The following is a 13171-nucleotide window of genomic DNA, read 5'->3' as shown; positions in this document are numbered from 1 at the left end:
AAAATCGGGGAGGTTATCGCCGCATAGCAATACAACATTATATTTTTTAAGTACCAGTTGCCGGCGCGCTTCTTTGCTTGATGTTTCCTGTTTTAAAATCAAGTGAGCGTCATCAGTATTGGGCATATTATAAAGCTTCAGGTTTTTAAGCGTGCCCGCGCGCTCGTCCTCATCGCGGTTGGTGATGTAAAAAACGGCAACCCCTTTTTTTGCGGCGTATTTAAAAAATGATGGTGCACCGGGCACGGTATCGGCAATGCCTTTGGCCGTCCATTGTTTCCAGGTAGTAATATCAAAATCCAGATTATTGATGGCACGTGCTGCGTCGTAGGGGCTGTTATCTAATACGGTTTCGTCAATATCGGTAATTACTGCCAATGGTTTTTTACCGGGATGTTTTAAAGCCTCATCCAGGCGCAATTTGGCTATGTTATATGCCTGGAAACACAAGGCCCTATACTCTGCGGCCTGCTGCTGGTAAAGCAATGCCCAAACCTTGCCGCTGTTTGTTATTGATGAAAGAGGGGCTTGCTGCGCTTTGACCTGTTGGTGAAAAAGGGAACAGATCAATAATCCCGGCAATAATAACAGTTTGTATTTTTTCATGTAATTTTTATCCAAAGAATTATTGCAGCAATTCGGGCTTTATTTTATCTAAAAACTCTTTGGCAAACTTATTAAGTTTAGGCTGTATCACAAACGCGCAGTATGATTTGGTAGCATTATGCGTAAAATAATCCTGGTGATAATCTTCGGCCCTGTAAAACACCGAAGCAGGGGTTATTTCTGTTACTATAGGATTATCATACACCTGTTCATCAGTAAGCCTTTTTACCATAGCTTCCGCGATTTGCTTTTGCTCATCCGTATAATAATATATAGCCGAGCGGTATTGCGTACCAATATCATTACCCTGCCGGTTAAGGGTGGTGGCATAGTGCGTTTTAAAAAAAATCAATAGTAATTCATCTAATGATATTTCGCTGGCATCATACTGTACCTCAACAACTTCGGCATGGCCTGTATTGCCGGTGCATACCTGCTCATAAGTTGGGTTTTGTACATGCCCGCCCATATAGCCGGATATAGCGCTTTTTACCCCTTTAACCGTTTGAAATATAGCTTCGGTGCACCAAAAGCACCCACTGCCAAATGTTATTTTTTGCATTTTCATAGTTATATTAACGAATGTAACACCTGTTTGGTTTAAAAACCAGCACAACATTTGATTATGTCAATTTAATTACTAAATTTTGAATAAACTCACATATAAACCATATAACTATGAAAATTGCAGTATTAATAGCCCGTACCTTACTGGCGCTTATCTTCGTTGTATTCGGAATAAACTTTTTCTTTCCTTTCCTTAAAATGGCGCCACCCGTAATGAGCGCACCGGCAACGGCTTTCAGTACCGGACTTTTCGGGTCTGGATATTTTTTTCCCTTTCTAAAAAGCCTTGAAATAATTAGCGGATTGTTTTTATTATTTAACCGATTTACACCATTCTTTTTATTAGTGCTATTGCCTATCAGCGTTAACATTTTTCTGTTTCATTTAATATTAGCTCCGTATGCCATAGCCATGGGTACAGGTATATTGGCGCTTGAATTGTTTTTATGTATTGCCTACCGTAAATATTACCAAAGCGTATTTACTGTAAATCCTACTGTATAAGCAATTATGAAAACTACTGTATATTGGGCCTATTTAACCATTATGCCCCTTTTGCCGTGGTGGTGGCTTTTCATATTAGCTTAAATGTTTTTTTATTTCATACCATACTAGTACCTTCGGGCTGGTATATGGGCTGCCTGTTGCTTGGCCCCAATTTATTATTGGGTTGGGGCTACCGTAAGTATTACGCAGGCATGTTTACCGCAAAACCAATTTTATAAACTATTTACTTATTACAAATGATGTTTAAAAAACCACTTTTATTTATTGGATTGCTATTGCTTGCGTCGGTAACATTTGCCCAGCGCGGACGCTCTGTTGCTGATTTTGACAAGGGATGGCATTTTTATTTGGGCAACGCTGTTAATGGGGAGTCGCCAACTTTAAACGATGCCAACTGGCGGTCATTAAATTTACCACACGACTGGAGCATTGAGGGCGCATTTAGCAAAGATGCACCTGCCACAACCGGCGGCGGCGCATTACCCGGCGGCATTGGCTGGTACCGTAAAACATTTACCGTACCCGCTTCGTCAAAAGGGAAGATGATCTATGTAGATTTTGACGGTGTTTACGAAAAAAGCGAGGTTTGGATAAACGGGCATTACCTGGGCTTCAGACCAAATGGCTATATATCCTTCCGTTATGAACTAACCCCTTACTTAAATTACGATAAGCCCAATGTTATTGCCGTTAAGGTTGATAATTCTGAGCAGCCAAACTCGCGCTGGTATTCAGGCTCGGGTATTTATCGTAACGTTTGGTTGGTTACAACGAGCAGATTAGCAATTGACCATTGGGGCACTTACATTACTACACCAAAAGTGAGCAGCCAGTCGGCCACGATTAATCTGGATGTTAAAGTAAGGAAGTACGAGGGTAAAATATCACCATATTCAGTAAAAACAACTATATATAATGCTGCGGGTATTGCCGTGGCTAATCAATCAGCAGACAACATCAGCTCAGGTGATAGCATAACTGCTGTTAACCAGGTTTTTGTTGTTAATAAACCGGTGCTATGGTCGGTTGCAAAACCTTACCTGTATAAAGTTGTTACCCAGGTTATTGCCAATAATGCTGTGGTTGATGAATACACCACACCTTTGGGCATCCGTTATTTTAATTTTGATGCGGATAAGGGTTTTACTTTAAATGGTAAATCATTAAAAATACAAGGGGTATGTGATCACCACGACCTGGGCAGCCTGGGCGCGGCATTAAATACACGCGCTTTAGAAAGGCAACTGCAAATTTTAAAAGGCATGGGCGTTAACGGTATACGTACCTCCCATAACCCACCTGCACCCGAGTTGCTTGACCTATGCGATAAAATGGGTTTCATTGTAATGGATGAGGCCTTTGATTGCTGGGAGAAGGGAAAAAACAAATACGACTATCACCTTTATTTTCGAAAGTGGCATAAAAAAGATCTGGAAGATCAGATACTGCGCGACCGTAACCACCCGAGTGTATTTATATGGAGCATTGGTAATGAGATACCGCAGCAAACCGATACCAGCGCCTTGCGCTTAGCACCCGAACTGGCTGCCATTGTACATAGTTTGGATAAAACACGCCCTATTACTACGGCAAACAATGATCCAAGCCCGCGTAACCAGATCATAAAATCAGGCGCGTTGGATTTGGTGGGTTATAATTATGCTGTAAATGATTTTGCTAAGTTTCATGATCGTTACCCGGGCAAGAAATTTATAGGTACCGAAACTACATCCGCTATTGAAACTCGTGGCCATTATGATATGCCATCGGATAGTATTCGCCGCTGGCCGGGAAGACGCGGTTCAAAAATGAATGATGACCTTACCGTATCGGCTTACGATAATATTTCAGTACCATGGGGTTCTACCCACGAAGAAACCTGGAAGGTCATTAAAAAGTATGATTTCCTTTCGGGGATGTTTATTTGGACAGGCTTTGATTATTTAGGCGAGCCTACGCCATACCCTTGGCCGGCACGCAGCTCGTATTTTGGTATAGTTGATTTGGCGGGGTTTCCTAAAGATTCATACTATATGTATCAAAGTGAGTGGACCGATAAAACGGTTCTGCACGTTTTTCCGCATTGGAACTGGCAACCGGGCAAAACCGTTGACGTATGGGCATACTACAACAATGCCGATGAGGTGGAGTTGTTTTTAAACGGAAAATCGCAGGGCGTTAAAAAGAAAGTTGGGGATGATCTGCATGTAATGTGGCGACTTACTTACCAACCGGGTACTTTAAAAGCGGTATCGCGCAAAAATGGCAAAGTGGTTTTAACGCGCGAAATACATACCGCTGGTGCACCTGCCAAAATTGAATTAACTGCCGACAGGAAAAATATTAAAGCAGACGGTAATGACTTGTCATTTATCACCGTTAGGATTTTAGATAAAGACGGTAATTTGGTGCCTGATGCAGCTAACAAAGTAGACTTTAGTGTAAAGGGCCAGGCGGCTATAGTTGGCGTTGATAACGGCGATCCTACCAGTTTGGATTCATTTAAAGTTAACTATCGCAAAGCCTTTAATGGTATGGCGCTGGCTATTTTACAGGCTAAAGAAAAAGCTGGAGCGAGCACATTTGTCGCTACCAGCCCGGGCCTGCAAAGTGCTACTATAACTATTAACAGCAAATAAGCATATAACTCCATAAAAAATGGGCCGTTAGAATCATCTAACGGCCCATTTTTTTATATATTATTTATTCGGTTTATATGATGGGGCACGATTATATCCCCAGTTTTTTGACAATTGATCAGGCTAACCTATCCTCAAAAAACAGGAATGGCAGTAGGTTTTCAATGCCGTTTATTACCCAAACCGGCCCGTCAATACAATACAGCAACACACGGATGGGCTTACCCTGCTTTTTTTCATACTCGGCCATTACCTGCAGGCATGAGCCGCATGAGGTAACTGGTTTAAGCAGTTTAAATTCGTTGGTATGAGCGGTTACGGCCATACTTTCTATCAGGTCATCAGGGTGGTTAGCGCCCCAATGAAACAGCGCCACACGCTCGGCACATAAGCCTGATGGGTAGGCCACGTTTTCCTGGTTGCTGCCTAAAATTATTTTGCCGCTTTGTAGTTTTAATGCCGCGCCTACACTAAATTTTGAATAAGGCGAATGGGAGTTTTCCATCGCCTTGACGGCTTGCAGGCAAAGCTCGCGATCGGTTATATCTAATTCCTGTAATGAGCTGTACTCATCAAAGGCCACTTTTATTTGGTGATTAATCATTTATCAACCCTACTGAAAAAAGCAGGGGTAACAATATAGGAATTAAATTTTAAAGTGCGGTAGTAAAGGGATAAAATGATCGCGTTTCTCCTTTATATTGCACAGAATTTTCCGTTAAATATTCGCTAATACCAGAAAGGTCTTTTAGATTAATGGGATTGAGTTCCCTGAGTTTGTTATCCTTTGTTTTTATGATAATACCATAAGTAACTCCGGTTCTGCTATTAAAAACAGAAGTATTATAACCTGCGATGTCAGATACCAACACCTCACTTCTAGAATAGAATCTAATAAATGTAAACTTTTCTGTCGATTTATCTAATTCTACTTTAATGATTCCAAAAAAACCAACCAGTAAACTAACGAAAATATACGAGGATACTAAAATCAAGAATAAAACTATATAAAAGCTCGGCTGGCCAATAGGATTGTTATACACCATTAAACCTATACCAATTAATGACAAAGCCGTTATTATTAGCCTGAATATAATTTTTTTCCAATTAGTATCAATGATTATCATAACGTGTACGTTACACCGCTACAGGCAAAACTTCTTCATCCTCAACTATGGTTGGGTTAATGCTTTCGTCATCCTTCTCTACCCGTAAATTACCGATGATATGCTGCTGGCGCGATGGCGTATTTTTACCCATAAAGTATTCCAAAAGGCCCTTAATGTTGGCATCTTTTAAAATAACCGGGTCAAGGCGAATATCTTTGCCAATAAATAAACCAAACTCATCGGGCGATATTTCGCCCAAACCTTTAAAGCGGGTTATCTCCGGCTTTACGCCCAGTTTAGCTATGGCATCACGGCGTTCTTCATCACTATAGCAATAAATGGTTTCCTTTTTATTACGCACCCTAAACAGCGGGGTTTGCAAAATAAACACATGCCCAGCTTTTACCAGGTCAGGGAAAAACTGCAGGAAGAAGGTCATCAGCAACAAACGTATGTGCATACCATCCACGTCGGCATCGGTAGCAATTACAATATTGTTATAGCGCAGGTTATCCAGGCCATCCTCAATATTTAAAGCGTGCTGTAGTAAGTTAAACTCCTCGTTCTCATACACTACTTTTTTGGTTAGTCCGTAGCAATTTAGTGGTTTACCTTTCAGGCTAAATACCGCCTGTGTCATCACATCGCGCGATTTGGTGATTGATCCGCTGGCCGAATCGCCTTCGGTAATAAACAGCGTAGTATCCTGGCGTCGCTCGTGTGTATCTTCAAAATGCAGCTTACAATCGCGTAGCTTACGGTTGTGTAACGATGCTTTTTTAGCGCGCTCGTTAGCCAATTTCTTGATGCCGGCAATATCCTTACGCTCGCGCTCCGACTGCATAATGCGTTTTAACAGCGCATCAGCAACGGCCGGGTTTTTATGCAGGTAATTATCCAGTTCTTTCTTTACAAAATCGTTGATAAAGCCACGAACCGACGGTCCCTCCGGACCAATATTTTGCGAACCCAGCTTGGTTTTGGTTTGCGACTCGAATACCGGCTCCTGTACTTTAATGGCAATGGCCGCTACTATGGATGCGCGAACATCCGACGCGTCAAATTCCTTTTTATAAAACTCGCGTATGGTTTTTACCACCGCTTCGCGGAAGGCCGCCTGGTGCGTGCCGCCTTGCGTAGTATTTTGCCCGTTTACAAACGAATAATATTCTTCGCCATATTGCTGTCCGTGAGTCATAGCTATTTCTATATCCTCGCCTTTTAAATGGATAATGGGATAGCGCAGTGTTTCTATATCAGTATTGCGGGTAAGCAGGTCATACAACCCACGCTCCGAAAAATATTTTTGACCATTAAAATTGATGGTAAGCCCCGAGTTAAGAAATACATAGTTCCATACCATGCTATCCACAAACTCGGGTATAAAACGGTAATGCCTGAATATGGTATCATCAGGCAGGAAATTGATTGCGGTACCATTACGTTGTGTGGTTTCCTTTTCGGGTTCATCCTTAACCAACTCGCCTTTTTCAAATTCGGCTATTTTTGTGCGGCCATCACGGTAGGATTGTACAATGAACGAGTTAGATAAAGCGTTAACAGCCTTGGTACCCACTCCATTTAAACCCACCGATTTTTGGAAGGCTTTGCTATCATATTTGCCTCCGGTATTTATTTTTGATACGCAGTCGATCACCTTTCCCAATGGGATACCCCGGCCATAATCGCGCACGGATACTTTATGATCACTAATATTTATTTCGATAGTTTTACCGGCGCCCATTACAAACTCGTCAATAGAGTTATCAATAATTTCCTTCAGCAAAACATACACGCCATCATCATAAGCCGAGCCGTCGCCCAGCTTACCAATATACATGCCCGGGCGCAGGCGTATGTGTTCTTTCCAATCTAACGACCGGATGCTATCTTCACTATAATTTACTTCTTCAGCCATATAAAACAATAAAGCAGGGAGATGCCCCTAAAAACAAAAATAAGCTTTGATGCCGAACTTTATGTTCAAACACTTTTAACTTATCCACATTTGGAAAGAAAAATCAATTAAATTTTAAACAGCTACTGGCTTTATTGAGGTTTTTGAAGAAACCGGGGCCTAATTCGTTGGCGAAACATACCGCCATTACTGTGCCCACTTTATTTTTTTGTAAAATAACCAACATGGCAAATTTATAATGCTTGGTTTCCTGCTCATCAGGCAGGCTTATCAGGTAGGTTTTACCCAAATCGGCATTATAACGGCTAAGGGTTATTGGCGGGATACTACGAATAAATAATGGTCGCTCGTCACTTTTATTTTTAAAGGCGTTGGCTTGCGAAAGCCCTATATCCTGGTATAACGAATCGGGGTTAATTATCCGCTTATCTCCTTTTTTTAAACATTCAGCCAGGTTATCCTTCTGCGATCGTATTTTGAACCATATTTCGCTTTCGTCTTCAACACTTGCAATGCCATAATCAAATCCATAATCATCTGTATATCCGGGTTTAACTTCTTTAAATCCGGCAGGAAAGGTAAAGGTTATACCTGTTTTGGCCAGATGCTTATTAAATGCTTTAAGTTCGGGGCTAAGTTTAGCTTGCCCCAAAACAGGACCAAAGCCAAAAAATAATGCCGCATAAAGGAGTATATATTGTATTTGCCTGGCCACTTCTTAATATACAATGTAAAACACTTCTTTCAAAAATGAAATATAAATATAAAAATTAAACAAATAATTAAACCAGTATAAACATACAAGCTAATGCTTATTATGTAAAAAGCGTAGCTGTATTTTTACAATTGGTATTCAATAATACGCTTATTGGGGTCGAACGGAGAAAGTTCATCCAAACCCATGCTTTTAACGGCAATAGCTATCAGTTCGGCTTCATTAACAGTTTGGGGAAGATGTTGTTTGCGCAAAAAATATTTTCCGGCTTCTAACAAGGCATTTAAGGGGATCATGCCTATTAACTCGCTTCCGGTTACTTTAACGGAATATGTCGCTGCCCGGTTGCACACTTCATCAAATACTTTATGAACAGGTGTAACCGCAATATTGGTTAAATTCATTGATACCTGCGCCCGGCCATATTCCTCAATATACCAGCCTATAGCTTTTACCTTTTTAAAGGTACCCGGTATTTGGGTTCTGCTTCCATCAGCATTGGTAACCGTGTGGCCCGATTCACGTATAGTCAAAGCAATATCATGTGCTATAGTAGTTGAAACGGTGTTTAAGTTGATGTTATAGGCCACTAAAATATCGCGCGCGCCTATAACTGTGGCACCGCGTTTAGCATCTAACCGGGCAGGGCCAAAATCGGGCTCCCAATTTGGCATCACTATCTTTTTAAAAAAACCTTCGTATTCGCCCTCCCTTATTACTGCAAGGTTACTGCGTGCTTTATCGGGCTGAGAATACTCATATAAATAAACGGGAATACCCAACTCATTACCTACACGTTTGGCCAACCTGTTGGCATATTCAACCGTTTCGGCCATGGTAACATTGCTAATGGGAATAAGCGGACAAACATCTGTAGCCCCCATACGCGGATGCTCGCCGGTTTGGGTGCGCATATCAATTAATTCGCCGGCTTTTTTTATAGCTAAAAATGCTGCTTCAATAACACCTTCGGGTTCGCCTGCAAAGGTCATCACCGTACGGTTGGCACCTTTACCCGCATCAACATTTAATAGTTTAACCCCTGCAACACCCGAAATTTCGCGGGCAATACTATTGATGATATCATTATTTATACCCTCGCTAAAATTGGGCACACACTCTATTATCTTCTTCATTACAAAACAACTACTTAATAGTCACAGCCAGTCGCTGTACGGTATGTGCGCTAAAATAGCCTAAAGCGCCGTTACTTAAATTTGAAGGCGGGTTTGATGGTGTAGGCCCGTTACCGTTATCCTGTTGCTGGCTCAAGCTAAACCAGTAAAAAAACATGTTCCTGTCAATACATTGCGCTTCAACTAAAACGTTGTCGCCTACCTTAATATCGCTTTTATTCTGGTATAGGTCAAAATCTACATATTTACCATTTGAAAAATTATCGTCGTTAACAAAAACAGTTTTTGCCTGTACGCTATTTACAAACAATAAAAAATGATAGTTATTGGCAACATTTAAGGGGTCCTGGTAATGCACCGTCATGATTTTTTTATCAGGGCTAAAAAAATCGTCTTTATAAGATAAGTCATCAAAACGTACCGGAAATGGCATTGTAGATGTTGCCGTATAAACTTTGCTGTTGGTCTGTACCGTTAAAGTATAAGTGTACCCTACGCGGCCCTGAAATTTTGCACTTGAGTATGTGCCCGGTATGCCCTCGGTTAAGCTATAAGTGTTGCCATGATTATCGGCAATGGTAACTATGGCGCCACTCACTGCCGGAAAAACATTACTGTTACTAAACGGTACTGACTGACTTATTTTTACCGTTTGGTTTATTAACTGGCTGGTAACTATACCCTCAATAACCAACTGCGGTTCGGCATTGTCTAACTTTAAATCAATTACTCGTTGGCATGATGTGGCCGTAAGCAAAACCATTACAGCTAACAGTAGGTGATATTTTAATTTGCCAAACATTACTATTAAAATTTAAAGTTCCAGGTTACCGAAGGTATAATACCAAACAAACTGGTCTCAACCGCTTCGGTTTTTGTAGGGTCAGTTTTGCTGTCGCGGAAAGTTATGGTGTATGGGTTTTTATGGTTATACACATTGTAAATACCAAAAGACCAGCTTGAATGGTATTTTTTATGTTCCTTACCTTCAAGTGTTGCACCAATATCAATACGGTGATTAGCCGGTTCGCGGTAGGCATTACGTGCGCTGTAATAATACGTAGTTACCCCGCCAATATTGTATTTACCATTGGGGTAAGTAACCGCGTTGCCCGTACCGTAAACAAAGGTAGTTGAAAATGTCCATCGGTTGTTTAATTTATAAATACCTACTACGGATATATCATGTGTACGGTCGTATTTTGACGGGAAATATTTGCCGTTATTAATGTCGTCAAATTTTCTTTCGGTTCTTGATAGTGTATAACCTACCCAGCCATTAAACCTGCCATAACGCTTTTTAAAAAATAGTTCCATGCCATAGGCGCGGCCAACGCCATATAATAACTGCGACTCCACATTGGCATTGGCTATAAGCTGCGCACCATTTTTATAGTCTATCTGGTTTTGCATCCACTTGTAATACGTTTCGGCAGAAAACTCAAACAGGTTATCGTTAAAATTCCTGAAATACCCTGCCGAAACCTGGTCGGCAATTTCAGGTTTTATATTATTACTGCTCAGCACATACAGGTCAGTAGGTGTACTACTGGTTGAATTGCTGACGATATGAATATTTTGTGTATTACGGTTATAAGATGCCTTAACCGACGTTTGATCGTTTAAACTATAACTGGCAGATAAGCGGGGCTCGAGGTTAAAATAGCTTTTAACTACGCCATTGTCGGTTTTAGTTGTTGAGGTTTTAATATTACCGGCGGCATCGTAAGTACTAAAAGTACCCGGCCCTAATAAAAACATACCGCTTAGCCGCAGGCCATACTGTATGTTAAGTTTATCGGTTGCATGCCATTCATCATTAATATAAGCGGCGCTTTCTAACCCGTAGCGCTGTTCAATACTTTTATTGTTTACGCTCGAATTTTTTGTTGAGCTAATATTGCCCGGCGCCAAAGTATGGTTAATAGCATTAATACCAAACCTAACCGTATGTTTGGTATTAACGTAATATTGTATGTCTTCCTTTAAATTAAGATCGGTAATTTTTGAAGTGGCCTTAAAATCGTTATCGGCTATAAAACTTTGAATCACATAGTTATAATTGCTATAAATAAGTGATGTATTTGAAAACAGCTTATTGCTAAACAAGTGGTTAAAACGCAGCGTACCTGTGGCATTGCCCCAATCAGTACCGAAGGTGTTTTTTAGGCCCAACACATCCTTACCGAAATATCCTGAAAGGTAAATGGTATTTTTTTCGTTAAAATGATAATTAAATTTGGCGTTCAAATCATAAAAATAAATAGTACTGCCTTTTACCGTCGTGTCTGACGATGCTTTTAAAAACATATCAATATAGGTACGACGGGCACTTATCATAAACGAGCCTTTATCCTTCACAATAGGGCCTTCAAATTTTACACGCGATGATATTAACCCCAGGCCCCCCTCAACGGTATAATTTTTATTATTACCCTCATTCATTTTTATATCCAGTACAGAGGATAAACGGCCACCATATTGTGATGGCATACCGCCTTTATATAAGGATACATCTTTTATAGCGTCTGAGTTAAAGGTGGAGAAGAAACCAAATAAATGCGATGCATTATAAACAGTAGCCTCATCCAGCAATATCAAATTCTGATCAGAACCACCGCCACGTACGTAATAACCCGTATTACCTTCGCTGGCCGCCTTAACGCCGGGCAGTAAGGATATGGTTTTTAAAATATCCTTCTCACCAAAAATAACGGGCACATTGTTTATTTGCGACATGTCCAGCTTCTCTACACCCATTTGCGGCGAAATAAGATTACTGTTGTTGGGCCGTTTATCATTTATCACCACTTCCTGCAGGTCATTTTTTACAGCGAGGCTAATATTTGATACGGTGTCTTGATGCAATGAAATAGTTTGTGTTGCCGGGGCATAACCTATATAGCTATACGTTAATGTATAATTACCTTCGGGAACAGAGAGGGAGTAAAACCCATAGCTGTTACTTATGGTTTGGCTTTGGGTTGCCCCTTTTAAACTTACAGACGCACCTATCAACAACTCGCCGGTTGCCCCATCTTTAATGTTACCGCTAACCGTAAACTTTTTTTGTGCGGCAGCATACATTACCGATAAAAAAAAGCAACATATAAAAAGTAAAAATTTTATTTTAACCGGGTATCTCCGGGAAATATGTAGGGGTTTTAACATTAACATTTTATCAGCGGTAAATATTAGTCGCCATTGTACAGGTTTACCGTGAGCGCAAAACTACCTTTTTAATTAGTAAAGTCCACGTGCAATCAACTACTTAACTAAAATTTATTTTAAGATTAATATAACCGGCTATTGTTACAACCATTTTGAAAACCAATCCAGCGTCATCTGTATATGTTTGGGGGTTGAGCGATGGGGCTCATTAGGTTCTACGTCCATTTTTAATTTATCTGATGCGTTTTGACTTGCATAAGCCGCCTTTGCCGAATCAAATGCTATAAGTGCGCCGGGCAATGGGCAATTCTCGTCCTTTTCATTACTTAGTATCAGCGTTGGTCGTGGCGCTAAAAGGCGTATCATTGATGGGCAATCAAACTCGCCGGTTATCCCCGGCAGTATTTTATCCCAAACGACTTTAACATTTTGCTTGTTTATTTCAGTATCGCCCAGATCATGTGCCGCTTTTAAATGTGCATCTTTAATAGTACCGGTACGGCCCTGCCATTTATCATTATCTAACGACCATTTAAAACTTTGCGCCGCAATATTTAAAACTACAACCTTTACCCTTTTATCTATCGCTGCGGCCATCCAGGTTTGCATACCCCCCATTGATATGCCCGACATACCAATGCGGTTGGCCTGTACGTCGGGCCGGGTAACCAAATAATCCATCAATCGCCAAAGGTCATAGCTGGTGTCATACAAAAACGGGTACGTTTGCTTTTTAGGATCGGTATTTTTCCAGGCCTCATAAGCTGCCGTGGTGTATTCTGTACCGCCATGTGCGCCACCCG

12 protein-coding genes are annotated in these 13171 nt (G+C 40.9%); 2 read left to right on the top strand and 10 right to left on the bottom strand.

Annotated elements, in window-relative coordinates; translation table 11 throughout:
• On the bottom strand, nt 1-606 hold a 606-nt coding region (locus tag ABI367_RS06195), incomplete at its 3' end, for a 5'-nucleotidase, lipoprotein e(P4) family (RefSeq protein WP_462231420.1).
• A gap of 19 nt (nt 607-625) precedes the next feature.
• Nucleotides 626-1168 (bottom strand): peptide-methionine (S)-S-oxide reductase MsrA, encoded by a 543-nt coding sequence (msrA, locus tag ABI367_RS06190; protein WP_462258047.1) that lies wholly within the window; start codon nt 1166-1168, stop codon nt 626-628.
• Nucleotides 1169-1284: 116 nt separating this feature from the next.
• On the opposite strand from msrA, the gene ABI367_RS06185 reads away from it, so the two are divergent.
• Nucleotides 1285-1677 (top strand): hypothetical protein, encoded by a 393-nt coding sequence (locus tag ABI367_RS06185; protein ID WP_462231416.1) that lies wholly within the window; start codon nt 1285-1287, stop codon nt 1675-1677.
• 239 nt (nt 1678-1916) lie between these two features.
• Nucleotides 1917-4319, top strand: a complete 2403-nt coding sequence (galB, locus tag ABI367_RS06180) for a beta-galactosidase GalB (protein ID WP_462231411.1) — start codon at nt 1917-1919, stop codon at nt 4317-4319.
• 118 nt (nt 4320-4437) lie between these two features.
• Here galB and ABI367_RS06175 read toward each other — a convergent pair whose 3' ends face one another.
• From ABI367_RS06175 to ABI367_RS06140, 8 genes are all read right to left on the bottom strand, one after another.
• Complete coding sequence (locus ABI367_RS06175) at nt 4438-4923, bottom strand: cytidine deaminase (RefSeq protein WP_462231409.1); 486 nt, start codon at nt 4921-4923, stop codon at nt 4438-4440.
• A gap of 49 nt (nt 4924-4972) precedes the next feature.
• Nucleotides 4973-5389: a hypothetical protein gene (locus ABI367_RS06170; RefSeq protein ID WP_462231407.1), complete on the bottom strand. Its 417-nt coding sequence runs from the start codon at nt 5387-5389 to the stop codon at nt 4973-4975.
• Between the two features lie 67 nt (nt 5390-5456).
• Nucleotides 5457-7346, bottom strand: a complete 1890-nt coding sequence (locus ABI367_RS06165; protein WP_462231405.1) for a DNA topoisomerase IV subunit B — start codon at nt 7344-7346, stop codon at nt 5457-5459.
• A gap of 103 nt (nt 7347-7449) precedes the next feature.
• A complete protein-coding gene (locus ABI367_RS06160) occupies nt 7450-8061 on the bottom strand; it encodes a hypothetical protein (protein WP_462231403.1) in 612 nt (203 codons plus the stop codon).
• Between the two features lie 125 nt (nt 8062-8186).
• Nucleotides 8187-9197 (bottom strand): glutamate formimidoyltransferase, encoded by a 1011-nt coding sequence (ftcD, locus tag ABI367_RS06155; protein WP_462231401.1) that lies wholly within the window; start codon nt 9195-9197, stop codon nt 8187-8189.
• Nucleotides 9198-9207: 10 nt separating this feature from the next.
• Entirely contained in the window at nt 9208-9999 is a 792-nt protein-coding gene (locus tag ABI367_RS06150) for a DUF4249 domain-containing protein (protein WP_462231399.1), read from the bottom strand.
• Nucleotides 10000-10004: 5 nt separating this feature from the next.
• Entirely contained in the window at nt 10005-12284 is a 2280-nt protein-coding gene (locus ABI367_RS06145) for a TonB-dependent receptor (RefSeq protein WP_462231397.1), read from the bottom strand.
• A 225-nt stretch (nt 12285-12509) separates the two neighbouring features.
• A partial coding sequence (locus ABI367_RS06140; RefSeq protein WP_462231396.1) for an alpha/beta hydrolase family protein occupies nt 12510-13171 on the bottom strand: 662 nt, incomplete at its 5' end.

It is taken from the genome of Mucilaginibacter sp., assembly GCF_039935595.1.
In the GTDB taxonomy this organism is placed as follows: Bacteria; Bacteroidota; Bacteroidia; order Sphingobacteriales; family Sphingobacteriaceae; genus Mucilaginibacter.
Note: the sequence above shows the minus strand (reverse complement) of the source record. Positions and strands in the feature narration are given on the sequence as shown.